Raw genomic sequence first — 25,003 nt, forward strand, 5'->3', positions numbered from 1 at the left:
TCCGCCAGGTTCAAAATGAAATCGTATATTAATGAGATGGAAATGCGTTTTTCTCTTGTAAGATGGCATTATGAGCAATTTTCATTTTAGCAAGTACATATCGTAAACGATCTTCAGCGTTTTCATCTTTATGTTGCTGTAATTCCGCCAAATTCTCTACCGCACTCGCTAAATTTTCAATCACTCCTCGCAGTTCAGGATGATGATTAAAAAAAGATTCTTGCACTAACACTTTCCTTACTTCACTCGCTAAATCAACAATTCTGTTCAACTGTTCTTTTCCTTCCATTTTCATCCCTCCTGAATATCTTATGTATTAAATATTCTATAGACAAAGAAAAAAGCCCTTTAAATGAAAAGGACTTTTACATTTTTATATTTCCAGTCAATAACATATAAAGAGATGTAACAGCTGCTACAACAATTGCCCACATTACATATCTCTCTATACGAGTAAAACAACGATTTCCTTTTTCTTTTCTTGCGTACACATAAACAATGATCCCAATTCCGTATACGATTGAGACGAGCAATAAATTCTTCAAACCAGCTGCATAAATAAGCCATACAGAGTAAAGTGAAGCAATTAAAGCTAGCGAACCATTTTTCACTTTTGCATCTTTTAGTTCATTTGTAATCACTAATTTGAATTGGAATAACGCTGATAATAAATATGGTACTAAAATTGATGTTGACGCTATGAAATACATAATTTGATATGTTGACTCTGAAAACAGAACGATTATAAATATAACTTGGGCAACGCCATTTGAGATCCATAATGCCATATGCGGCGTTTGTTTTTTATTTGTTTTCGTAAAGACTTTCGGAAACACGCCATCTTTTCCTGCTACATGGGAAATTTCAGAAACAAGTAAAAACCAACCTATTAATGTACCTACAAGTGAAGCAACTAACCCGATGTTAATCGCTACTGCGCCCCACGTCCCAACAACATGTTCTAATACATGTCCCATTGACGGCGTTTCTAAAACAGAAAGCTCTCCTCTTGTCATCGCTCCCATTGACAAGACAGAAATTAAAATATAAATAGACATTACTAAAATAAGTCCTAATACTGTCGCTTTACCGACGTCTCGACTATTTTTCGCTCTTCCAGATAATACTACCGCTCCTTCAACCCCGATGAAAACCCAAAGAGTTACAAGCATTGTATTCTTCACTTGACCAAGTATAGAGGAAACTGAAATAGTTCCTTCTCCCCAAAAATCATGTGTAAATGTATCCCAGCGAAACGCTGTTACCATTACAACAATAAATAATACGATTGGTACCAATTTCCCTATTGTTGCAATCACATTCATAATAGATGCTTCACGAATTCCAAATAAAATTAGAAAATGAAGTGTCCATAATAAAAGTGATGCTCCTACGATAGACGCAACACTATTTCCACCTTTAAAAATTGGGAAGAAATAGCCTAATGTACTAAACAGTAACATGATTGTTGCAACGTTTCCTAAAATTCCTGCTAGCCAGTATCCCCAAGCACTGTTAAATCCAATATATTCACCGAAACCAGCACGTGCATAACTATAAATTCCGCCCTCAAGCTCTGGTTTTTTTCTTGCTAACGTTTGATATACGAGCGCGAGTGGAATCATTCCCATCGCTGTAATACACCAGCCAATTATTATAGAGCCACTATTTGCTCCTACTGCTAAATCATGCGGTAAACTAAAAACACCGCCACCAACCATTGTTCCAACTACTAATGCAATTAATGGAAAAAAACCTAACTTCTTTTCTATTTGTACCACCCCATCTGTCATTCTAGGTGTTATGTTCGTTCAACTATTAAAGTCACCTTTTTCTCTAATAGACGCTTCTCTTATATTTTTTCAGGAAAACATTACTTATTCTAAAAGAAAATGAAGAAAAATGGAATACTTTTTTGAAAAAATGTATAAGTATGCACAAAAAAACCGTTCATTTTGTAATGAACGGTCATTTCATACATATAAATTTGTATATTTCTTGTAAATTTAACGAAGTAAGTTCTCTTTTTGTAAAAATTGTTTCGCTACTTCTTCACTACTTTTACCATTTACATTTACTTCATAATTCATTTTTCGCATTTCTTCATCTGTAATCTTTCCAGATAATTTATTTAATACTTTTTCAAGTTCAGGATATTTTTGTAACGTCTCTTTTCTTAATAAAGGTGCACCTTGGTATGGTGGAAATAATCCTTTATCATCTTTTAGCACTTTAAGTCCATATTGTTCCAATTCACTATCTGTTGAGTATGCATCAATTACATTCACATCCCCTGATTGAATTGCACTGTAACGTAATTTTGGTTCCATCGTTTTCACATTTGAAAACTTATAGTTATATAATTTTCGCATTCCTTTATAACCATCTTCACGATCAGCAAATTCTAATGTGAATCCTACTTTCGCATTCTGTGCAATTTTTCCTAAATCAGAAATTGTACTTATATTATTTTGATCTGCTATTTTTTTCGGCATAGCTAGTGCATATGTATTGTTATACTCCATCGGCTTCAACATAACCATATTATATTTCTGTTCCATTCCAACGCGAGCCTGTTCATATACTTCATCCCGATTTGTACTTTTTGGCTCTTCTTTCACAAAAGTAGATAAAGCTGTTCCCGAAAACTCAGGGTATATATCTACTTCTCCTGATTTTAACGCTTCAAATACAAATGCTGTTTTTCCAAGACCTGGTTTTAATTGTACGTGTAAATCGGTATCTTGTTCGATAAGTTGCTTATACATTTGAATTAAAATTTCAGGTTCTGATCCAAGTTTGCCCGCAATAACAATATCTTTCTTTTCTGTATTCCAAAGAAATGGAGAAGCAACCATTATACAAACAATACATATCGTCAATATAACACGCTTAGACGAGCGTTTTGGCCTCTCAAGCACTCGAAGTACTACATCAAAGAATAAAGCGAGTAACGCGGCTGGTACGGCCCCTAAAATGATAAGTGCATGATCATTCCGATCGATACCGAGTAATATGAGTTTACCGAGCCCACCAGCACCTATAAGTGCTGCTAATGTAGCCGTTCCAACAATTAATACCATTGCCGTACGAATACCGGCCATAATAATTGGTAAAGCAAGAGGAAGCTCTACCTTCCACAGTCTTCTCCAGCTATTCATCCCCATAGCTTTCGCTGCTTCGATTAAAGATTCATCTAACTCCCGTATTCCTGTATATGTATTGCGTAAAATAGGTAATAGTGCATACACAACTAATGCAATAATGGCTGGCAGTTTTCCGATTCCTACTAACGGAATTAATAATCCGAGTAATGCAAGTGATGGCACCGTCTGCATAACTGCAGAAGTTCCTATAATAAACTCAGCCATTCGTTCTTTTCTCGTTAATAAAATGCCAAGCGGTACCGCAATAATTACTGCAAAAAATAATGAAATAAGCGATATTTGTAAATGCTCACTTAATGCAGTTAGTAATTCTATTTTTCGTTCTTGAAACGTTTGTATAAAATCAGTCACTGTTTAGCCTCTTTCCTTCATTTGTTCAACAATATAATTGACAATATGACGACTTGTTAAAGCTCCAACATATCGACCATTTTCTTCAACTGGAACGACTTCATCAGCTCGCAGGCGAACTAATGCTTCTTGTAAAGAAGAATGTAATGATAGTGCTTCCCCTTCTATCCGCATACTTTCATCAAGTGGCAATACATCTTCTATACTTTTCCCCTCATACCAAGGTCGCCCACGATTTCCAATGAACTCTTCTACAAATTCATTTTTTGGGTTATGTATAATTTCTTCTGGCGTATCTAATTGAACAATTTTTCCCTCTTTCATAATACAAATGCGATCTCCAAGTGATAATGCTTCTTGCATATCATGTGTTACGAATACAATTGTTTTTTGAATCTTCTTTTGCAATTGTACGATATCCTTCTGAAGCTGTTCTCTACTTAATGGATCTAGCGCACTAAATGGTTCATCCATAAGAACGATTTTCGGATTTGCGGCTAATGCCCGTACAACACCAATACGCTGCTTTTGCCCACCTGATAATTCATCAGGCATGCGATCGCGATATACGTCTGGATCTAGCCCGACCATCTGGAGCAACTCATCGACACGAGCTTTTATTTTTTCTTTGCTCCACTTTCTCATTTCAGAAACAACTGCAATATTTTCAGCAATTGTCATATGCGGAAACAAAGCGATTTGCTGCAACACGTACCCTATATCCCAGCGTAATTCATTAATATTGTATTCTTGAATATCTTTTCCATCGATTAAGATTGAGCCTTCTGTCGTTTCAATTAAACGATTAATCATTTTCATTGTCGTTGTTTTCCCACAACCACTCGGACCAATAAGGACAAAAAATTCTCCCTTTTTAATTTCTAAATGCAATGAATCCACTGCTTTTGTGCCACCTTCATATGATTTTGACACTTGATTAAACTGAATCACAAATACAACTCCTTTATCGTTGTTTCCTTTATTTTGATGGAATATGGAATTCATTTCAAATGATACGCATTATTCAACAAAAAAAGAGCTCACACTTGAGCTCTAACGGTCTAACAATATTGTTTTCATTATAGCGGCATATTCACGGACATACATTTTTCTCTTAGAGCGCATTGGCGTTTCAGCAGCTAGTGCCTCCATCCTCATGCCTAAACGCTTCGCAATTATTTTCGTTCTATATAAATGATACGTATTGCTTACAACTACCGCATGTTTCACATCATATAAATCTATACTAAACTTTAAATTCTCATACGTATTTGTAGATTGATCTTCTATTAAAATACGACTCTCATCTATACCATGTACCATTAAATAGTTCCTCATACTATGAGCTTCCGGTATATCTTCATCTTCTCCTTGACCACCTGAAACAATTACTTTCGCTTCAGGATGAGAAACTAAATATTCCAATGCTACATCCAAACGGTTTTGAAGAGATAAAGACGGTCTATCTCCAAATAACTTTGCACCTAATATAAGAACGTACGGAGAGTGATGGCTCAACTTTTCACGAGCAACTTTCTTCATTCGAAAGGTCATATAAAGAATGTATAGTGGTGGTAATAATAAGATTATAAGTAATATCCATTTGTTCATATATACGTTTGCACTCCCTTTTTTTTAATTATATAGAAAAAGATAGGAAGGCAGAAGTATTTTTTATATGATTGATTTATTAGAAATGTTCGTTCTTACTTTACGTTGTGATAGTACATAATAAATAGCGATACCTAATGAGAAGATTAATATGCAGCTTAATACGTAAAACGGCAGCATTACCCCAGCTTTAGATACACCAGCTGTAAACAGCATTAATAATACAATTCTTATTCCTGTACCAATTAATCGAAATAAGCTGTCAACACGTCCCATTACTTCGTTTGGGATTTCCTCCATCATCAATACATTTCTCGCCACTCTTGTCCCCGCATTTCCAATCGCATGAAAAATCGCTAGTCCATATAACAACATTACGGAAGGTTCAATAATCATTGCGGTAATTGAAATTACATAAATGCACATCGTCATAACGATTGAAACTTCTGTTTTGACATATTTCATTATGAGTGGAATACAGATCCCTGCAACAACCGCTCCGACACCGTACATCATGCCCTCTATTGCGTATACAGAGGCATTAGCTTTGAGTATATCCGAAATATAAACCGGTATTAAATAATTTGCCATCATGACACCTATAAATGGCATATAAGTAGCAAGTAAGAACCAAAAGAGTTTAGGATATTTTTTCATAAAGTGAATTCCTTCGAACAATTGCTTCTTAAATGTTACTTTCCTTTTCACTTCCTTTTTCTTTACGTACGGTATACATAAGAAAAGGAAAAATGCACCTGCAAAAGTTAACATATCTACTAACAAGATCCATCTTAAAGAAATGATTTCAATAAGGAAGCTAGCAGCGGCTCCTGAAATAACTTGCGTTAACTGTCCTTGTATCTCCATTGTTCCGCTTAAATTTTTATAATGTTCTGCTTGAAATATCTCTTGGTTGAACGCAAATATTGTAGGATAAAATAATAAATAGTAAAATGATCCTGCTATATATATTAGAATATAATGAATAGAATGATAAGGTTGCCCAGCAAATCCCCATATAGCCATTATTCCGATTACGGCTATCCCAATACCTTCATTACATAATAATAAAGATTTTCTTGAAAAACGATCAATACTTTGCCCGATAAACGGAGTTAACAAAAACATAATCAGTGTTGAGATGATGGAAACATAACCAAACGTTGTCTCTCCTCCACTCTCTTTAATTATCAACCATGGAATCGTTATCATTACAATACCGGAACCAATAGCTGATAGACTATTGGCCCCTAGAATGAAATACAAGCGTGAATCTTTATAAAGAGATGACATATCACTCAACCCCTAGTTGCTTTTTCACCTCTTTATATACACCCATATATGCTTTTAATTCTTTAACTAAATCATGAATTAATGGTTTTGCATCTTCTCCCAGTTCACCGTCTTGTACATGAAGTCCATCAAGCACAACTTGTTTTGGGATAGCATTGGCGTATACCCCTCTAGCAACAGTACGCATACTGTTTAATGCGTTAATTCCACCTTTACCGCCTCCTGCAACTGCAAGTAATGCGACAGGTTTATGAACAAATTCACTACTACTTAAGTAATCTAGCGAATTTTTCAACGCCCCACTCATTGCATTATGATATTCAGGTGTACATAGCACTACGCCGTCTGCATTTTTCACTAACGCCTTTAATTTTTTTACCGCTTCTAATTCACGTTGTGATTCTTCCCCATTATATAAAGGTAGTTCTTCTACTGCTAAATCGAATAACTCCCCTTCAAATTGGTCAGCAATATATTTTGCCACCACACGAGTTCTACCGAATTTTCTTGGTGTACCGTTAATAACAACTAGTTTCATCATCATTTCTCCCCTTTGTTTTCAAGTTATACTTATATATTATCAGAAATTTCTATACAAAACACAATATAAAGAGGGAACTAGCTTAATAAAATAGTATGATAGACGAAAAAAGAACTCATACGAAAGTATGAGTTTTTCACATTTACTTTTCTTTCTCTTTATTGCTCAGTATGCCATTGCTTCTTTTAGCTTCAAAATGGTTATACGCTTTTTCTGCTAATTTGATACGTTCTTCTGGCAATTCTACATATTTCATAATATTTTCTATTATTTTTTCATACGGAGTAAATACAATTCCCGGCCAATCTATTTCGTCCTCTGGGTTGCTATTTTCCGAAATAATAAATTTCTTATTTGCCACTGCATAAGAAACTCGAGGAGTTTCAAGAATACCAGATAAGTAAAAGTGGATATTTAATATAATTTTAGATCTGGCAATTAACTCATTTCTAACAATTCCCCACGCATTATTTTTAAAAACAATATTTAAATTCGGGGCAACGACTTTTAATTGATCCAATATAGCTTGCCGTCTTGGGTTAAGAGCACCTATAAACAGTATATCAATGTCTTCAGTTAATTCTTCATCAAATGCATCTTTTTTTATTTCTAAAGTTGGTGCATAGTTCATGCCTACATGTTTTATTTCTTTTCCTACTCCTCTTTGTTTTAACCATTCTATATTTTGTTTACTATAATCCCAAATTTCCTTATCTTTTAATAACATTAAATAAAGAGGATGCGCATAAGGGCTTCCTTCATATAGCTGTTCTAAATTATAAATAATTGCATTTTTCGGAAGGAGATGTGGGCTATGTGCATATGTATGCGCTCCAAAAACAATTGTATTCCCCACATTTTCGAGTATTGTTTCTGATATGATTGCTGTATTTCCCTCTTGCTCCAATCGCCATTTCAAAGCTCGCGCAACATCTATAAAACTCCCATACGTCTTTGGGCATATAAACAAACAATAATCATATTCTTTATTCAAATACGCTTCCATTAGCCTTAAATTATTCTTATATAAATCCACATCCGGATATTTCAGTAAAAGATCCTTCGCATGTTTTTTTGCTACTTTATATAGTCCAGCATAATAAGCAGCAATGCACCTTCTTAATTCGATTCTTTGCTGATGTTCATCTGATACGTCCATGTTTAACAGAAGATTTGCGATACAATACGCTTTTAAATGATCACGATCATAATAATAATCTAGTAGTGGCAACAATTCTTCATACGTATTTCCATGCACAGATTCTCCTAGCTCTAGCGCCCATCGTATTAATTCCATTATTACTCCACTACTCCTTTAACCGAAATTGTATTCAATAAAATTTCGCATTACTTTCTACCATATTTGCTATATGCAACGGTAGCTCTTCTTTTTTCGATTCCAAAAATTTTTGTGATACTGCACCTAAATGTTTTTTATGTGGTATATAAAATGCACTTATAGAAATTTCATAGTCAAATAAGTAATCATACACATGATAATCTACAAATAGAAGATCATCTTTTGGAAAAGGAATTTCCTTCCCTTGCAGGGCATACATCAAAGCAATATTATTTTGAGATTTTAATCGATACATTCTTGCAAGTTGGTATAATGGCTCAGCCCGAGTTGGTCTATATTCCCACGCTTTTTGAAAATAAAAAATAGCTAGCGCTGAATATTGCTCTTCTTGCGTCTTAGCATTTTCCATTTCATCTGCTTCTGTTACTTCATGTTGTTTATTTGCTGCACGGTTTGCTAATTGTTCATAACAAAACCCTATTCGCAACAACGAATAGAACACCTCTTCAACCCATCCTCCTGCTTCCACTCGTTTTTTATACCATTTAATCGAATCTTCAAATTGACTTAAATGAAAATAAGTTTGGGCTAAATAAAATAAATATCTTATATGCAAATCTGGCGTTGTTTCTGGATCACTCAACCCTTGTAACAACAGCCTCTCATCTCTTTCAAATTTATCCGCTTTACTCCCACCATCACCAGGGTCATTAACGACAAGCGTCTCCAGTCTAGCTACTCTCGTATTGTAATTCTCTCCAACTTTGGAACGATCTATATCCCAATACTCATGAGTAACACCGACAGATTTCCATGGTAAAGAAGCTTTTAACAGACGTGTAAGCCAATATTTAATATGAACATCATATTGCAATGTAAGATAATGATCTTCCGTTAAGCTCGTTTTATCGAAATTCGGATCAACCTCTAAAATCATATCCGCATCTAATATTAATAAATAATCTGCTTCTGGGTATGTTTTTTGCGCTAACGAAACAGCTAAGCTTCTGTTATAACCAAAGTTTTGAAACGGCTCATGATGAACCGTCCCAGGTATCTCATTTTCCTTACACCAATTTTCAATAATTTCAGGTGTATTATCCGTCGATCCAGTATCACAAATAGAAACAAAATCTACAATTGATTTCGTAGCATTTAAACATCTTTCCATAATCCTAGACTCGTTTTTAACAATCATACAAAGACATAACGTTTTTTCTTCCTTTACAGACTTCACTTGCTCATTTCCCATTTAACCACCTCATATTTTATTAACACGCTCTTTTCATATGTAACATCATTTCTTAGCTACACTGATTACATAACCATCCTTTTACTATTTATGAAAACTTCATTTTATTTATTCTTATTTTTATGTTGGGACATATTTCATGCAGCGCTTTATACTTGATACAATCAATACAAAAAACATAATGCGGGAATCCGTACATTTCAAAGTCTAAGAGGAGGTTTTATTTTGTTGGATTACATTTGGCTAGATGACAAATCACCCATTTTAGTACAACTACCAAGCAACTTTAAGTCTGCTGCTATATTGCTACACCCTTTTTCTTAAACTATAAAAAAGAAACTTGCGCTTATGCACAAGTTTCTTTTCAAAAATCATCCTCTATTTTTTCACAACCTCATGTCCACCGAACTGATTACGAAGGGCTGAAACTACTTTTCCGTGGAATGTATCATCTTCCTGAGAACGGTAACGCATAAATAATGACATTGCGATTACTGGTGCTGCAGCTTGCAGTTCAAGTGCAGTTTCAACAGTCCACTTTCCTTCTCCTGAAGAGTTCATTACACCTTTAATGCCATCTAGTTTCGGATCTTCTGCAAATGCTTTTTCAGTTAAGTCCATTAACCAACCACGGATAACTGATCCGTTCGCCCATACTTTTGCAACATCTTCATAATTGAAATCAAAATCACTTTTATCTAACACTTCAAATCCTTCAGCGATTGCTTGCATCATGCCGTACTCAATACCGTTATGAACCATTTTTAAGAAATGACCACTACCAACACGGCCAGCATAAGAATACCCATTCTCTACTGCTAAATCTTTAAATAAAGGTTCTAATTGATCGTAAATTTCTTTTTCTCCACCAACCATTAAGCAAGCACCGTATCTAGCTCCTTCTACACCTCCTGATGTACCGATATCTACGTAATGTAAACCAAAGCTTTTCGCTTCTTCAGCACGGCGTAACGTATCTTTATAGAATGAATTCCCGCCTTCAATAACGATATCGCCTTCCTCTAATAATGGATAAACTTCTTTTAATACTGACTCAACTACTTCCCCTGCAGGTACCATTACCCAAATTGTACGAGGAGCTTCTAGTTCAGCAATCATTTCTTTTAATGAATGGCGAGCAGTGATACCTAATTTATCCGCTTTTTCAACAAGTTCTTTATTTACGTCATATACAACTACTTCATGCTTGTCTTCATATAAATGTTCCGCTAATGGGAACCCCATTTTTCCTAATCCAATTAAACCTAGTTTCATATTAATCAATCTCCCATTCTATACAAATATATTTAATAACGAAATGAGTCCAAGTGCTACTACAGATAGTATAGTCTCCATTGCAGTCCATGTTAATAACGTTTCTTTCACAGTCATTCCGAAATACTCTTTAATCATCCAAAATCCTGAATCATTCACGTGTGATAAAATTAATGATCCTGCACCAGTTGCAAGTGCTAACAATTCAACATTTACACCTGGTGTACTTGCTGCAATCGGTGCAACAATACCAGCTGCTGTCATCATAGAAACAGTTGCCGATCCAGTTGCGATTCGAATTAGTGCCGCAATTCCCCACCCTAATAATATTGGTGAAATATGCGATTCTTTCGCCATATCTGCAATTGTCGTTCCAATTCCAGAATCTAATAATACTTTATTAAATGCGCCGCCTGCACCAATCACTAACAATATGTTTGCAATTGGCCCAAGGCAATCATTTGTAAATTGTAATACTTTATCTTTTGAGAAGCCTTTTGCATATCCAAGACTAAAGAAAGAGTAAATGGTTGCAATTAATAAAGCGACAATCGGATCTCCAATAAAGTGTAATACTTGTGCTAGTTGACTCGTTTTATTTAATGCAACTTCCGCTATTGATGCACCAAGCATAAGAAATACTGGAAGTAAAATTGTAAACAATGTATTTCCAAAGCTAGGAAGCTCTTTTTTATTATCTTTTTCAACAAATTGCTCCGCTATATCTAATGGTACTTCCTTATGTATACGAGCACCAATCCATTTTCCATAAAGTGGACCTGAAATAATTGCAGTTGGAAGTCCGACAATTAACGCATATAAAATTGTCTTCCCTACATCTGCTTTAAAAATACCTACCGCTGCCATCGCTGCTGGATGCGGTGGCACTAGTCCGTGTACAACGGATAATCCTGCTACTAGTGGAATACCGATTGTAATAAGTGATACCCCTGTTTCTAATGCAATTGTAAATACCAATGGAATTAGTAGTACAAATCCAACTTGGAAAAATACCGGAATCCCTACTAAAAATGCAACAAACATCATTGCCCAGTGAACACGTTTCTTCCCAAAACGATCAATTAATGTGTTAGCAATTCGTTCAGCACCGCCAGATTCGGCCATCATTTTTCCAAGCATCGTTCCTAATGCTAAAACTATCGCTAAAAACCCTAACGTATTACCAAGCCCTAGTTTAATAGAATCAATAATCCCTGGATCTTTTGGTGAAGTTCCAATCAATGGCATTCCCATTGCTAGCCCTACACCAATTGCTGTTAAAATTAACGCGACAAACGGATGCCATTTTACTACCGTAATAAGTAAAAGTAGTATGACAACTGCCGCTAGTACGATTCCAACTACCATTTCTCCCAATCCCCCTATTGTTTACGTTGGAAAGCAGCTATACAATCAAATTCTTCTTTCAAGCGATTATAAAGTCGTTCATACATATAAAACATTTCTAAATATATAGCCGTATTTTCTTTATTCGGTACATGGTGATGAACAATATCAATCCAATCCTTAACCTCTTCAAGAGAATCAATTTTTCCTACAGCATATAAAGCAACTGCCGCTGCCCCAAGCGCAGATGCTTCATGACTTTCAGGAACAAGCAATTCTTTTCCCATCATATCGGATAACATTTGTCTCCAAAATGCAGATTTCGCAAATCCTCCTGAAACGCGTATTTCAGTAAGTGGCCCTGTACAATCCCTGATTGCGAGTGCAACAGAATATACGCTCATACAAACCCCTTCCATGACTGCACGAATAAAATGTTCTCGTTTATGCTGAAGATTAATTCCGAAGAATGTACCACGAGCATTTGCATTCCAGTAAGGTGCACGTTCTCCAGATAAGAAAGGTAAAAATAGCAATCCACCTGCTCCAGCTGGTACACTTTCCGCATATTTAATTAATAAATCATACGGATCAATGCCAAGTTTTCTTGCAACTTCTTGTTCTGGGCTACCAAATTCATCACGTAACCATCTCAGTAATATGCCACCATTATTCGTTGGTCCGCCAATCACCCAGTGCTCGTCTGTTAATGCATAACAAAACGTTCTTCCTTTTTCATCTGTATTAACATTAGATGAAATTGTTCGAACTGCACCACTTGTTCCAATCGTAATTGCAGCTGATCCAGGCGATATGGCCCCAACGCCTACATTCGCAAGAACACCATCACTTGCACCAATAACAACTGGAGTATCTTCACGAATACCCATCTTTTGTGCTAATTCCGGTTTCATACCCGATAAAATATATGTAGTTGGTACTGGGGTTGATAATTGTTCTGAAGAAATATTTAACATTTCCAGCACATCAACATCCCAATTTAACGTTTCTAAATTGAATAACCCTGTAGCAGAAGCAATAGAATAATCAACTACGTAGCGTGAAAACAATTGGTAAATAACATACTCTTTAATAGAAATAAATTTATAAGCACTTTTATATAATTTTGGTTCCTCTTCTTTCATCCATAGTAATTTAGATAGTGGCGACATTGGATGAATTGGTGTACCTGTACGTCTATAAATTTCATGTCCATTCATATGTTGTAATAATTTTTCCGCTTGTTTCGTACTACGATTATCTGCCCAAATGATAGAGCGCGTTAACGGCACACCCTTTTCATCTACTGCAATTAATGCGTGCATTGCTGTACTAATACCAATTGAAGAAATATCTTCTGGTAACACGTCACTTTTTTCTATGGCAACGCTTACAGTTTTATAAACAGCAGCACATATTACATCGGGATCTTGCTCAGCCCATCCGACGTTCGGTTGAATAATTGGATAATCTACTGCATGTGATGCAACGACTTTTCCTTTTTCTGTGAACACAACCGTTTTTGTACTTGTGGTACCGATATCAATCCCGATTACTCTCCCCCTTGTTTCCATGCGAATCTTCCCTTCGTTTCTAGCAAAATATGATCTAGTAAACCGTTTACATGAATTAGTATATAAAATATTTTTTCTTTAATCAAGTTTTAAAAAGAAAATTTTTTTCATAATAAAATATAATTCCCCTCATGACATTTCACTTACATACTAAATTTAAATTCCCCCCCGGCGGTAAAGTTACGTTATATTCGTTACGCAACACACTATTTTTCTTTCATTAACAACACATTCATACATAGTCCTTCCAAACTTTACTTTTTACTCATTTGCATGAAAAAGGTGTTGAAAAACAATATAAGAAAAATGATTAGAGACCCTTATTTTTTATACAAGTCCGAAAAATAAGGGCTATTTTCAAAAAAAACATTAAGGAAGTAATAGTTAATTGATTAGGCATGTATTTTTATTTTTCACTAATAAAGGGAGCGATTACTTTTTTTTCATGAGAAGATAATACAATATTTGTTGATGGCGTACCATATTGCATTGAATCATCAATAAATTGTTCTAAACTTTCTACAGAATCAGTTGCTAATTTGACAATATAGCTAATTTCCCCCGCTACTCTGTAACACTCAATTACATCCGGATGATTATAACAAAAGTTAGATAACGCTTTACAATTCGTTGATTTAAACAGAATAAGTGCCGAAATTGGGCGGTTAATTTTTTTTAGGGAAATATGTGCATGGTAACCTTCAATAATTTGTTGCGCCTCTAGCTTTCTTACTCGCTCAGTTACTGACGGAGAAGATAAGTGAACTACTTCAGCTAAATCCTTCATTGAAATTTTTGCATTTGACTGTAATAACCCTAAGATTTTTTTATCAATTTGATCCATAAAGTACCCAACCTTTTTTTATAAAATATAATAATCTAAATTCTTTACATAATAAAGCCAAACAATTAAATATCCTTATTTAACTTATTCATCAGCTTTTTATATCCATATAAAATAAGGATATTAGGAGGCGATTTACTATATGAAAAAGATTTTATTATTATTAGCTGACGGATTTGAAGCAGTAGAAGCTAGTGTATTTACAGACGTACTAGGTTGGAATAAGTGGGAGGGAGACGGGTCAACCGAGGTCATAACAGTTGGTCTTCGGGATAAATTAACTTGTACTTGGAATTTTACTATCATACCCGAAAAAACGGTTGATAATATTCAATTGGATGAGTTTGATGCACTAGCTATTCCAGGAGGGTTTGAAGAAGCTGGTTTTTATCGGGATGCATACAGTAAAGAATTCTTACATGTTATTCAACATTTTCATGTCAAACAGAAACCTATTGCAAGTATTTGTGTTGCATCATTAGCACTTGGTAAAAGTGGAATTCTTATAGGTAAAAAAGCTACCACATACAGTCATCCAACGAGTAAACGAAAAGAGCAGTTAAAGAATTTCGGTGCAAAAGTACAAAATGATTTAATTGTTCAAGATGGAAATATTATTACATCTTCAAATCCAGGTACAGCTTTTGATGTTGCATTTTTATTACTTGAAAAACTAACATCTAAACAGAACGCTAAACATGTAAAGGATCTTATGGGGTTTTAAGCAATGAACTTCAACAAAGAGATACTTTTGTAACTCGCTAGAAGTAATGTAAAGAATCACCACAATCTTGTTTTTTGTTGAAACAATTGAAAAGAATAGTAATTGAATAAAATAGAAGAACTTTTATGATTGCTCTATCACCGGCTAATATTGTATTTTGGATAGGGGTCTTCGGTCTGGTTCTAGTCTCTTCATTAGATAATGCAAGTACATCTACATTTATCATAATAGCTGTTGGTATCTTTTAGGCTTTGTTCATTTTACTAGAATTTTTCTAAATCCAATCTTAATTAAATGGATATCTAAATCAGCCGCAATAGTACTATTTGGATTTAGTGGTTATTTTGGTTACGAGTTTAGATAAAAGTATAACTCTTATAAACTTAAATATATTGATTACAATGTATATGAAACAATATGCATTTCAAACAAAAACACAACATAATTGTAAATTTGTTATATGACGCAGGTGCCCTCCTAGGTATTCATTGATCCCTAGGAGTTTTTTAAATTCCCCACACATAACCTAAAAGAAGAAACAATCTCACCTAAATTGTTGGGTTTCACCCATAACACAAATTAGATGGAGTTTTCTTGCCGAAAAGGATAAAACCTAATAATATTTTTATTTTTCAGAAAAATAAAACAATATTTCAAACTTTATTGTATAATGTTGTAAAAAGATGTCGGAGGGATTTAATGTTACATAAAATATCTCAATTCACAATTAAGCTTTCATCCATTTTTTTATCACTGTTACTATTATTAAATTTACCTTATTTATTTATCACTCAAAACGGATTTACCTTTCAACCAATTCTTTTTTTTAATCAGATTGTTACTATGTTAAAGGATGTTTTCTCCCCTGAATCATTAGTGGTTATAGGATCAGACCCGAAATTTGGTAGTTTCAAAAAAACACCCTTATTCCCAACCGTTTTAGAACCTTACCTATATTCATTTACTGTATTATTTTTAGCCTTTTTACTTGCGCTCTTTCTATCAGCTAGCATGGCATTTTTTTATTTTTTAGCAAAAGATTATATAAAAAAATGGGTAAATCGAATTGTGTTCATATTAGAAGCTGTCCCTGATATGATGATGATGATTTGTTTGCAAATATTTTTCATATGGTTACTTAAGAAATTCGGGGAAACTCCTGTCACCATTATTTCTTTTAATGAAAATCGAGCTTATTTACTCCCTATTTTATCTTTAGCGGTCTTACCTACATTACAAATGTTTCGGATGATGGTGTTATACATAAAAGAAGAACATGGAAAAGCTTATGTAGAAGTTGCCTATGGAAAAGGCCTTTCATCAAGTTATATACTACGCATTCATTTATTCAAAAATATATCTATCCACTTCTTCCACCATTTAAAAACGATTTTTGTTTTCTTACTTTCTAATTTATTCATTTTAGAATTTGTTTTTAATATGGATGGCATTATTCAATTTTTATTTAATAAGGCGTTTATTTCACCTCCCGCTGCATTTATCATACTGGTCATGATTATTTTACCGTTTTATACTATTTTTCAAATAATCTCATTCATGATGAATAGATGGCACAAGCACTTGAAAGGAGTAGCATTATGAAATCTATTTGGAAATCAAAACGCTTTTTAATCGGTTTCACTTATTTATTCATACTTATTTCAGCTAGTTTTATTTATAGTTGGTTCTTTAAAGATAACATCCCAAAACCTCCACAGTTACTTTACAATGACAATAACGAATTACTTGGAAAGGCCCCCTTTCCACCATCGTTAATTCCGCCTTTTGGATCTGATCGTTTTGGTGAGTCTGTTTTCTTACAAATTATAGAAGGAGCAAAATTCACTATTTTATTAGCCGTGGCAATTAGCTTCTTTCGAATTTTATGCGGAACATGTATAGGAATCCTCTTAAGTTTATTTGCTCCAAAACTCAAGAGATTTTTCCAGGCATGCTCAGAAGTTTTTTATTATATTCCAACTTTATTTATCGCATTCATACTCATCACACCCGTTAATATTGTAATCACATCAAATGCTGATGGGTTAAATCCAAATATTTCATTTACGTTTTATCAAGTACTCGTACTTATTTTCGTCGCTCTGCCTACACTTTCTTTATATATATCCTCAGAGGTTGATGAATTTATGAAACGAGATTACATTTTAAGTTCACAATTATTGGGTGCTAGCCGTTTTCATATTATGAAAAAACACTTACGAGTCTTATTACTTGACCGCTTATTTGTATTATTTATGGAACATATCGTCCAAACACTCATACTCGTTATCCATTTAGCGTTGCTTAACATTGTAATTGGCGGGATACAAATGCGGGAACTCTATGACGGAGTGCTGAAACCTGTTTCTCTATCTAATGATTGGGCAGGACTTATTGGATTAAATCGTAATGAAATGAATCTTTCATGGTGGATTATTTTTTACACCCTTGCTTCATTCTTTATTACGATTCTATTTATTAAGCTTATGACAATCGGGATTCAAGATGCACTGAAAGCAAGAGATACGCAAGTTGTAGCAATTCAAAGCGTTCCAGATCGTAAAAAATTTGTTAAAGGTAAAGATTCTTTTTCGTTTGTAGATAAAGTGAACCTTTAATCCTTTCCCATTACTCGATATTGATAGTAGTGAAATGCAAAGAAGATGATCCCTGCATTTAACAGGGATCATCTTCTTTCTGTCGCCTAACTTTTTTACATGTCTTTAGCTAGACTCATACTTGTTATATTTAAAGTGAATTGCAATCACAATTATTGTGTTTAAAATCGATTACCATACGTCCTTGAATTCTACCTTGTTCCATTTCTTCGAATACATGTTGTACTTTATCTAGAGAACAAGTTTGAACGACCGGCACTACTTTTCCTTCTGCACCGAACATGAATGCCTCTTCTAAGTCTTTACGAGTACCGACTAAAGAACCAACTACTTCAATTCCATCTAGTACAAGTCGTGGAATGTTTAAATCCATCGTTTCCACTGGTAAACCTACTGCAACGACTTTACCACAAGCACGTACCGCATCTACTGCTGAGTTGAATGCTACTTTAGAAACGGCTGTTACTACAGCTGCATAAGCACCACCAAACTCTTCTTGAACAATCTTATCAGCAGGACCTTGAGAAATTGGATTGATAGTCATATCAGCGCCAACCTCTTTTGCTAAGGCTAATTTATCGTCATTAATATCTACTGCAATTACCTTTGCACCAAATACGTTTTTAGCATATTGAATAGCTAGGTTACCTAATCCACCACAACCATAGATGACGATAGGTTGGCCAGGTTTAATATCCGATACTTTTATAGCTTTATATGTAGTTACACCCGCACATGTAATGGATGATGCTTGAGCAGGATCTAATCCTTCTGGTACTTTCACCGCATAATCTGCTGTAACAATACATTGTTCAGCCATACCACCATCTACTGAATAACCAGCATTCTTCACTTCACGGCAAAATGTTTCTCTACCCGTTACGCAATATTCACAACGCCCACAAGATTGGAACATCCATGCAATACTTACACGGTCCCCCACCTTTAGTGAAGTAACATCATCAGCAATTTTCGTCACAATACCTATACCCTCATGACCAAGAATACGGCCATCTGTGTTTCCAAAATCATGATTTGCAACGTGTAAATCAGTATGACAAACTCCACAATACTCTACATCTACTAGCGCTTCACCTGAGTGTAACGGACGTAATTCCTTTTCAATAATTTCAATGTTTGCTTTACTATTTTTATTAACTACTACTGCTTTCATATGTGATCTCCCCTTTAGTGTTTTAGAATTTTTCATGAGTTCATCTCATAACTTCTGTCTTCACTAGTTTGGCTAATCATTGTGCCAAGTTTAAGTGTTCAATCATTATTACATGTTCATCATAACATGACACTTCAAAAACAAATTGTGAAATTATGAACAATGTTTGAATTGTTGTATAAATCGTTTTTTATTTTTTTAAATGAGAGTCATCACTGGCTATAAGTAAGTCACATATTTCTACAAGAAAATAAATAAACTATTCACTAATAAAAAAGGGGCTGTCTCATAAGTCTCTTTCGAAGTAAGATCACATGAAATTGAAAAGGCAGAAACGTTATAAAATCAACATTTCTGCCTTTCACTTTTTATTCGATTTTGGCTAAAAAGCACCTTTTGGGACAGCCTCTTTTTTATATTCGTTTCATCGAAATTGTTTCACGGATACTTTGTAAATTTTGCAACGTTTCTTCTTGGCGTTGTAACGATAACCCAACGTACAAAGTATCTAATAAACTTAACTGCGCTAATCTTGATGAACTTGCTTCTGTGCGGAATTCCGTTTCACGTGTTGAAGTGTATAATGTAATATCAGCCAGTTGACTTAATGCCGATTTCTGATAGCTCGTAATCGCAATAATTTTAGCTCCTCTTGCTTTCGCTACTTCTAACGCTTCCAGTAACCCTTTATTGCTACCAGAATGAGAAATGCCGATAACAACTGAATTTTTCGAGAGTAAACCTGCTCCCATAATTTGAAAATGCGAATCAGTATGAGCAATACATGAAATACCCGTTCTCATAAATTTATGATATGCATCCATCGCAATAATACCAGAACCACCATTTCCGTAAAACTCGATTCGATTTGCTTCTTGCAAAGCTTTTACAGCTTGCTCTAATGCCGTATCATTTAACAAATGCAATGTATCTTGTAGTCCTGTAATATGTGAATGAAAAACTTTTTTAGCAACAGTTACCATACTGTCTTCTGCTGATACTTCTTCATGAATATTTTGCATCGGTGTATGGACAATTTCACGAGCTAATGTAATCTTTAAATCTTGGAACCCTTGCAAACCAAGGTGTTTACATAAGCGAAATATCGTAGCCTCGGAACTATTCGTAACTTCTGCTAATTCAGTAATAGATTTATGTACAACATCTTGTGGATGTTTTAAAATATGTTCAGCAATACTTCGCAATTTCGGTGATAAACCGTTTAACGAAGCTTGAATCTTTCCAATCCCACTTCTTGTACCAGGCATAGCATATCTTCTCCCTCCATCGTAGCTTTATCCCGTAAAAACACAATTGGTATGCGCTAATAATCAGTGGGGAATAGCCCCTCCACTGATTAAAGTTTCACTTTATTGTACCTAATTATTGAAAGAAGAAAAACCTTTATTCAGCTTCACTATATATTTTATTAGCTTTTATGCATTTTTTCGTAACATCTTCAAAAGATAATGATCCTGTTTTTGTATTTATTTTTATTTTTTCATCAACGTATTTCGTTCGAAACATTGCAACTTCCTCTTGAAAAGAACAAAGATACAGCTCAAGTTTATACAATACACCATAACGTTTCGGCACTATAACATAGAGTTTATTTTGTTTTTCTATAACTTGAATTACTTCATTGTTTTCTGTTATATATTTCCCCACACATTTTAATTTATCGAAAAAATTCACCTCATACACCTTTATAGGTCTCGGCATCTGAATCTCTTCCCCATTTATAATCTTAGCTATGTTATTTGCAATCTCTATGACCGGTGTAATATTTATATTACTTAGTACAATAATACAAACATTATCTTTTTCATATCGAATCAAATAATTCACAAAACCATTTATATCACCAAAATGACTAGTAGAAATATATTCTTCTTGTTCAATAGCCCAACCATATCCATAATGATCCGAATATGCAGTAAACATTTTTTGAAGTGAACTTTCTGAAATCACCTCTCTACTACGCAATGCTTTATGCCATTTAAACAAATCTTTAACTGTCGAATACATTCCATATGCCCCTAATGGAAATGACATATCAATATGTTCAGTTTGTTTTATATCTCCAAATATCGTATATCCTGTTGATAAAGATTCTACTATTTCTCTACCCTCATCCTCACATCCGGTATTATGCATTTGAAGTGGTTGACATATATATTTATGTATATATTCTTTATATGATAAACCAGTAATCTTTTCGATTATAATTGTTAATAAAATATAACCAGAATTTGTATAACTATATCTCTCACCTGGTTTAAACTCTAACGGGTACGTCTTTAATACATGCACAATGTCTTCTTTAGATACAGATTTTCTCATTATATCCGACCAATAATTAGGCCAACTTGTAAAATTTGAAATACCCGATGTGTGAGTTAATAGGTGGTGAATTGTAACATCTTCTCCATAAGAGAATCCCTCTATATATTTTGAAATTGAGTCTTCTACCGAGAGCAATCCACGTTCTTCTAATTGTAAAATTGCTGTACTGGTAAACCCTTTCGTTAATGAACCAATTCGAAATTTTGTATCAATAGTATGAGGAATGTTAAATGTGAAATTCGCTGTTCCAAATGCTTCACTTAACAATATTTCATCATTTTTTGCAATCAGTACCGTACCATTAAAATAACTAGCCTCAGACAAACTTGACATGTACCGCTGTAATGTAGTCCTTACTTTCATACACTCCTCCTAAATAACCCCATATTTCACCGCATATAATGCAGCTTGCGTACGATCATCTACTTCCAATTTAGCTAAAACATTTGAAACATGTGTTTTTACAGTTTGTTCTGTAATATGAAGCACTGCTGCAATTTCTTTATTGCTTCGCCCTTGCGCAATTTCACGAAGTACTTCTTGTTCTCTTTTCGTTAACATAGAAAAAGGGTTTTCTTTTTCTTTCTTGACTACTGATCGTCCTAATAGTGCTGGTGTTACTTTCGGATGAAAATTCGTATTTCCTTCATGTACTGCAATAATAGAAGCTACAAGTTGCTCAGGTTGTACTTCTTTTAATTGATAACCATCTGCTCCGGCTTCAAGTGCTGGTAAAACATAATCTTGCTCTGAAAAACTGCTTAATATTAGTATCTTTATCGTTTCATCATATTGTTTTATTCGTTTTGTTGCTTCGATGCCATCCATCTTCGGCATTGATAGATCCATTAATACTACATCTGGCCTTTTTGTTTGGACGAATGTTAACGCATCTTCTCCATTTTCTGCTTCCCCAACAATTTCAAATTCTTCTCTCGTTTTCAAAAAGAATCCAAGTCCTCTTCGAACGATATGATGATCCTCAACTAGTAGTAATTTAATTTTCAACCTTCTTCTCCCCTTCAAACTGGCAATTGAATTTCAATTTTCGTACCTTTTTTCAGCTCCGTTTTTATTTGAAATGATCCCTTCATTAACTGAATACGTTCCTTCATACTTTTTAAACCGAGTGCTGACTCTCGTACCTGATCTTGTATAAATCCTATTCCGTTATCCTCTATGCAAAAATATAACTGGTTATCTTCTATTTTTAAAAGAACATGTACCTTTTCACACGAAGCATGTTTTTTACAATTATGTATCGCTTCTTGACTAATACGCCATAAAACTTCTTCTATTTCATCACCAATTGAAACCATTCCATCAATTCGAACTTCCACGTGAATTCCTAACAACTTTCCGTAATTTTTAATTGCTTCAGCTAACCCTTTCTCTAATCCTTCCGGTCTTAATTGCCAAATCAAGAGTGTCATCTCTTGTAATGCTTCCTGTGATAATTCTCCAATATAGCTCAACATCTCTTGCAAGTCTCTATCTTGCGTCATATTTTGCGTACCTTTTGCGGTTAACATGATAGAAAATAACAATTGTTTTACTGAATCATGTAAATCACGTGCAAGTCGATTTCGTTCTGCTACAACTACATATTTACGTTCTTTCTCTACTAATTGAATACGTTGTATAGTTGTTCCTATTTGAAATGCAATCGATTCTAATAATGCTAATTCTTCCTCTGAAAAATGTGTTTTTTGAGGAGAGGCGACATTTAATAGACCAAACTTCTCCGATCCAGACCTAAGGGGAATTGTCGCATGGTGCGTAACATTTTCGGTATCTCCCCAATTACATTCAATCGCATCCTCTATTCGCTTACATTCAATAATATTTGTCGCTTTTTCCAATCTTCCATTCACAAAACGCTCTACACACCAACAATCTCCTTCACACATCGGCTTCTTCTCTTGCCACGTAAGAGCTGGCGGTAAGTTTTCATCCACAAGCATACGGTGCTTTCCACTTTCATCAATAAAAAAGATCCAGCCTGTTTGCAAATTCATAACTTGTAACAATGTATGTAACACTTTTTCCAACATGTCTTGTAAGTCTGTTGCTTCATTTAATAATTCAGCAATTGCTTTTAATGCCTCTAAACGATGTATCTCTTTTTCTTCAAAGTTCATTTTCATCACCATCTATCATTATAACATTAAGAAATTTCTAAATTCTACAAATTAAAAAGAACTGAATTTCTTCAGCTCTTTGTTTATATCGATCATTTTATTATTATTTTTCTATCCAATGTTGAAAACAGCATTTCCGTTACCAAACTATTCTACTTTAGCTGTCCGATACAGATTGTCCGCTATGGGTATGCTGTAAACTTTCAGTAGTAACGACCATATTTGCTGCTGGCATTTGTACTCGATTCTTATGAAATATAGACATTAATTCAAATCTTACTTGTCTAGAAGTTTCAAAATAATCTTCTGGCTTTATTAAACCTGTAATACAAAATTCATATCCAACGTATTTCAGATTCGGATTTAAATCTGTAACACCTACATATTTAAAAGGTTCAACAGCTTCATCCTCTACTTTATAAAGACTTGAGGCCAATTTTTCATTACAGTTCACACAAACTTCCTCTAACAATTCCTTAACTCTTGTCGGATCTTCCTGATAACTTACCGTAATTCGTTCAATTACGCGCATCCAGCCTTTATTAAAATTTTGTATCGTTCTAATCTCTCCGTGTGGTATGGTAAGGAGTTTTCCTGACCATTCACGAATTTGCATAAAACGAATACTAATTTCCTCAATCGTTCCTGAGTTTGTTCCGTTAAAAGTAACAAAATCGCCAACACGAAACTCTTTGTCCGCTAATCTCGCAAAGCCTAATATAACATCTTTCAGCATCTGTTGTGCAGCAAAACCGATAACAACCCCCGCTATCCCTGCGCCTGCAATGATACTTTTTATATCTACAAATTGGCTAATTAAATATATGATTAGACTAATGATAATGATATATCTAAAAATAGATCGAATCACACTTTGAATCGTTTGCTCTACCTCTTCATCAAAAAAGCTTGATTTCCTAAAAAACCAATCAATAATGCGGTTTATGACAAATGAAATAATGATTAGAACGAAAGCAAATAGTAAAAATCTTAAAAGTAAAAACTCTCTTACATAATTAAAAAATTCTTCAGTATACGTTAATAAACTCACCTAACCACTTCCTTACTAATTAAAAAATTCATAATCGTCTCAGTTTGTTCTAGGAAAATCTATTATCTACTCTAAAATGCTGCTACCCTTACTATGTATTTTGACTTTATTACTAATTCACTTTAAACAGTATGTCTAGCTGTTCTTTTCCTTTCCCTTTAAATATACCCTTTTTAATAACCTAAGGGGAGCTAATCGTGAAATTTTTTAAACGTTAAAAGGTTATTCTACTCATTACGATTTCAACTAATTTATTCATTAACTAGATAAAAAAAGAGCTGAATTGAAGTGACCCCTAAAAGTTAGACACGGTTATTTCATTAGGCAGCTTGATCCAAATGAGTCCGGTATTGTACCGGGCTCATTTTTAATTTTGCCTTAATCCGTTTCGTAT

Annotated in this window: 22 protein-coding genes and 2 pseudogenes; 5 read left to right on the forward strand and 19 right to left on the reverse strand. The window is 34.4% G+C overall.

Annotation, left to right across the window (positions count from 1 at the left end; translation table 11 throughout):
- Positions 1-28: 28 nt before the first annotated feature.
- The 9 genes from ACTFRN_RS25865 to ACTFRN_RS25905 form a co-directional block, all read right to left on the reverse strand.
- A complete protein-coding gene (locus ACTFRN_RS25865; protein ID WP_000398576.1) occupies positions 29-289 on the reverse strand; it encodes a hypothetical protein in 261 nt (86 codons plus the stop codon).
- 76 nt (positions 290-365) lie between these two features.
- Positions 366-1,793 carry an arginine-ornithine antiporter gene (gene arcD / locus ACTFRN_RS25870; RefSeq protein ID WP_000129464.1) on the reverse strand — a complete coding sequence of 476 codons (1,428 nt, stop codon included), beginning with the start codon at positions 1,791-1,793 and terminating at the stop codon, positions 366-368.
- A gap of 213 nt (positions 1,794-2,006) precedes the next feature.
- The gene (locus ACTFRN_RS25875; protein ID WP_000129130.1) at positions 2,007-3,518 is read right to left on the reverse strand and encodes an ABC transporter permease/substrate-binding protein; all 1,512 of its coding nucleotides are present in this window, start codon (positions 3,516-3,518) and stop codon (positions 2,007-2,009) included.
- 3 nt (positions 3,519-3,521) lie between these two features.
- Positions 3,522-4,469 (reverse strand): ABC transporter ATP-binding protein, encoded by a 948-nt coding sequence (locus tag ACTFRN_RS25880; protein ID WP_000614104.1) that lies wholly within the window; start codon positions 4,467-4,469, stop codon positions 3,522-3,524.
- A gap of 102 nt (positions 4,470-4,571) precedes the next feature.
- A complete protein-coding gene (locus tag ACTFRN_RS25885; protein ID WP_001045793.1) occupies positions 4,572-5,129 on the reverse strand; it encodes a YdcF family protein in 558 nt (185 codons plus the stop codon).
- Between the two features lie 63 nt (positions 5,130-5,192).
- Positions 5,193-6,422, reverse strand: coding sequence for an MFS transporter (locus tag ACTFRN_RS25890; RefSeq protein ID WP_000097174.1), 1,230 nt, complete (start codon positions 6,420-6,422; stop codon positions 5,193-5,195).
- A gap of 1 nt (position 6,423) precedes the next feature.
- Positions 6,424-6,960 (reverse strand): NADPH-dependent FMN reductase, encoded by a 537-nt coding sequence (locus tag ACTFRN_RS25895; protein WP_014893779.1) that lies wholly within the window; start codon positions 6,958-6,960, stop codon positions 6,424-6,426.
- 145 nt (positions 6,961-7,105) lie between these two features.
- Positions 7,106-8,260: a hypothetical protein gene (locus tag ACTFRN_RS25900; protein ID WP_041184531.1), complete on the reverse strand. Its 1,155-nt coding sequence runs from the start codon at positions 8,258-8,260 to the stop codon at positions 7,106-7,108.
- Between the two features lie 34 nt (positions 8,261-8,294).
- Positions 8,295-9,515, reverse strand: coding sequence for a tetratricopeptide repeat-containing glycosyltransferase (locus ACTFRN_RS25905; RefSeq protein ID WP_000526234.1), 1,221 nt, complete (start codon positions 9,513-9,515; stop codon positions 8,295-8,297).
- Positions 9,516-9,654: 139 nt separating this feature from the next.
- Here ACTFRN_RS25905 and ACTFRN_RS25910 point away from each other — a divergent pair.
- Positions 9,655-9,833 (forward strand): annotated as a pseudogene (locus ACTFRN_RS25910) (DUF2711 family protein); the annotation flags it as partial.
- A gap of 60 nt (positions 9,834-9,893) precedes the next feature.
- Here the strand turns inward: ACTFRN_RS25910 and gnd are convergent.
- The 4 genes from gnd to ACTFRN_RS25930 form a co-directional block, all read right to left on the reverse strand.
- On the reverse strand, positions 9,894-10,790 hold the full coding sequence (gnd, locus tag ACTFRN_RS25915) for a phosphogluconate dehydrogenase (NAD(+)-dependent, decarboxylating) (RefSeq protein WP_000765989.1): 897 nt from the start codon (positions 10,788-10,790) through the stop codon (positions 9,894-9,896).
- Positions 10,791-10,808: 18 nt separating this feature from the next.
- The gene (locus tag ACTFRN_RS25920) at positions 10,809-12,158 is read right to left on the reverse strand and encodes a GntP family permease (protein WP_000260196.1); all 1,350 of its coding nucleotides are present in this window, start codon (positions 12,156-12,158) and stop codon (positions 10,809-10,811) included.
- 14 nt (positions 12,159-12,172) lie between these two features.
- Positions 12,173-13,711 carry a gluconokinase gene (gene gntK, locus ACTFRN_RS25925; protein WP_000450017.1) on the reverse strand — a complete coding sequence of 513 codons (1,539 nt, stop codon included), beginning with the start codon at positions 13,709-13,711 and terminating at the stop codon, positions 12,173-12,175.
- A 406-nt stretch (positions 13,712-14,117) separates the two neighbouring features.
- Positions 14,118-14,555, reverse strand: a complete 438-nt coding sequence (locus ACTFRN_RS25930; protein ID WP_049112869.1) for an Lrp/AsnC family transcriptional regulator — start codon at positions 14,553-14,555, stop codon at positions 14,118-14,120.
- 142 nt (positions 14,556-14,697) lie between these two features.
- On the opposite strand from ACTFRN_RS25930, the gene ACTFRN_RS25935 reads away from it, so the two are divergent.
- The 4 genes and pseudogenes from ACTFRN_RS25935 (at position 14,698) to ACTFRN_RS25950 (ending at position 17,897) form a co-directional block, all read left to right on the forward strand.
- A complete protein-coding gene (locus tag ACTFRN_RS25935; protein ID WP_000722332.1) occupies positions 14,698-15,279 on the forward strand; it encodes a DJ-1/PfpI family protein in 582 nt (193 codons plus the stop codon).
- A gap of 122 nt (positions 15,280-15,401) precedes the next feature.
- Positions 15,402-15,643 (forward strand): annotated as a pseudogene (locus ACTFRN_RS25940) (LysE family translocator); the annotation flags it as partial.
- A gap of 335 nt (positions 15,644-15,978) precedes the next feature.
- Positions 15,979-16,881: an ABC transporter permease subunit gene (locus ACTFRN_RS25945; protein ID WP_049112871.1), complete on the forward strand. Its 903-nt coding sequence runs from the start codon at positions 15,979-15,981 to the stop codon at positions 16,879-16,881.
- A complete protein-coding gene (locus ACTFRN_RS25950; protein WP_000836561.1) occupies positions 16,878-17,897 on the forward strand; it encodes an ABC transporter permease in 1,020 nt (339 codons plus the stop codon). Before ACTFRN_RS25945 ends, ACTFRN_RS25950 begins: the two co-directional genes overlap by 4 nt.
- Before the next feature lie 130 nt (positions 17,898-18,027).
- On the opposite strand, the gene adhP is transcribed toward ACTFRN_RS25950, so the two are convergent.
- The 6 genes from adhP to ACTFRN_RS25980 all read right to left on the reverse strand — a co-directional run bounded on the left by adhP (position 18,028) and on the right by ACTFRN_RS25980 (position 24,609).
- Positions 18,028-19,071: an alcohol dehydrogenase AdhP gene (gene adhP, locus ACTFRN_RS25955; protein WP_000649103.1), complete on the reverse strand. Its 1,044-nt coding sequence runs from the start codon at positions 19,069-19,071 to the stop codon at positions 18,028-18,030.
- Positions 19,072-19,484: 413 nt separating this feature from the next.
- The gene (locus ACTFRN_RS25960; protein WP_001119639.1) at positions 19,485-20,339 is read right to left on the reverse strand and encodes a MurR/RpiR family transcriptional regulator; all 855 of its coding nucleotides are present in this window, start codon (positions 20,337-20,339) and stop codon (positions 19,485-19,487) included.
- Positions 20,340-20,475: 136 nt separating this feature from the next.
- Positions 20,476-21,780, reverse strand: a complete 1,305-nt coding sequence (locus ACTFRN_RS25965) for a serine hydrolase domain-containing protein (protein WP_014893780.1) — start codon at positions 21,778-21,780, stop codon at positions 20,476-20,478.
- 9 nt (positions 21,781-21,789) lie between these two features.
- Positions 21,790-22,425: a response regulator gene (locus ACTFRN_RS25970; protein ID WP_000694618.1), complete on the reverse strand. Its 636-nt coding sequence runs from the start codon at positions 22,423-22,425 to the stop codon at positions 21,790-21,792.
- 14 nt (positions 22,426-22,439) lie between these two features.
- Positions 22,440-23,537, reverse strand: a complete 1,098-nt coding sequence (locus ACTFRN_RS25975) for a sensor histidine kinase (RefSeq protein ID WP_170932386.1) — start codon at positions 23,535-23,537, stop codon at positions 22,440-22,442.
- A 178-nt stretch (positions 23,538-23,715) separates the two neighbouring features.
- Complete coding sequence (locus tag ACTFRN_RS25980; RefSeq protein ID WP_000055419.1) at positions 23,716-24,609, reverse strand: mechanosensitive ion channel family protein; 894 nt, start codon at positions 24,607-24,609, stop codon at positions 23,716-23,718.
- Between the last annotated feature and the right edge of the window lie 394 nt (positions 24,610-25,003).

The organism is Bacillus cereus group sp. MYBK245-2, from assembly GCF_051916145.1.
Lineage (GTDB): Bacteria > Bacillota > Bacilli > Bacillales > Bacillaceae_G > Bacillus_A > Bacillus_A pacificus.

Bases quoted from the DNA above. Each gene is read 5' to 3' on its own strand.
- ACTFRN_RS25865 (WP_000398576.1), bottom strand. From the start codon at position 289: ATGGAAGGAAAAGAACAGTTGAACAGAATTGTTGATTTAGCGAGTGAA.
- arcD (WP_000129464.1), bottom strand. From the start codon at position 1,793: ATGACAGATGGGGTGGTACAAATAGAAAAGAAGTTAGGTTTTTTTCCA.
- ACTFRN_RS25885 (WP_001045793.1), bottom strand. From the start codon at position 5,129: ATGAACAAATGGATATTACTTATAATCTTATTATTACCACCACTATAC.
- ACTFRN_RS25890 (WP_000097174.1), bottom strand. From the start codon at position 6,422: ATGTCATCTCTTTATAAAGATTCACGCTTGTATTTCATTCTAGGGGCC.
- ACTFRN_RS25895 (WP_014893779.1), bottom strand. From the start codon at position 6,960: ATGAAACTAGTTGTTATTAACGGTACACCAAGAAAATTCGGTAGAACT.
- ACTFRN_RS25900 (WP_041184531.1), bottom strand. From the start codon at position 8,260: ATGGAATTAATACGATGGGCGCTAGAGCTAGGAGAATCTGTGCATGGA.
- ACTFRN_RS25905 (WP_000526234.1), bottom strand. From the start codon at position 9,515: ATGGGAAATGAGCAAGTGAAGTCTGTAAAGGAAGAAAAAACGTTATGT.
- gnd (WP_000765989.1), bottom strand. From the start codon at position 10,790: ATGAAACTAGGTTTAATTGGATTAGGAAAAATGGGGTTCCCATTAGCG.
- ACTFRN_RS25920 (WP_000260196.1), bottom strand. From the start codon at position 12,158: ATGGTAGTTGGAATCGTACTAGCGGCAGTTGTCATACTACTTTTACTT.
- gntK (WP_000450017.1), bottom strand. From the start codon at position 13,711: ATGGAAACAAGGGGGAGAGTAATCGGGATTGATATCGGTACCACAAGT.
- ACTFRN_RS25930 (WP_049112869.1), bottom strand. From the start codon at position 14,555: ATGGATCAAATTGATAAAAAAATCTTAGGGTTATTACAGTCAAATGCA.
- ACTFRN_RS25935 (WP_000722332.1), top strand. From the start codon at position 14,698: ATGAAAAAGATTTTATTATTATTAGCTGACGGATTTGAAGCAGTAGAA.
- ACTFRN_RS25945 (WP_049112871.1), top strand. From the start codon at position 15,979: ATGTTACATAAAATATCTCAATTCACAATTAAGCTTTCATCCATTTTT.
- ACTFRN_RS25950 (WP_000836561.1), top strand. From the start codon at position 16,878: ATGAAATCTATTTGGAAATCAAAACGCTTTTTAATCGGTTTCACTTAT.
- adhP (WP_000649103.1), bottom strand. From the start codon at position 19,071: ATGAAAGCAGTAGTAGTTAATAAAAATAGTAAAGCAAACATTGAAATT.
- ACTFRN_RS25960 (WP_001119639.1), bottom strand. From the start codon at position 20,339: ATGCCTGGTACAAGAAGTGGGATTGGAAAGATTCAAGCTTCGTTAAAC.
- ACTFRN_RS25965 (WP_014893780.1), bottom strand. From the start codon at position 21,780: ATGAAAGTAAGGACTACATTACAGCGGTACATGTCAAGTTTGTCTGAG.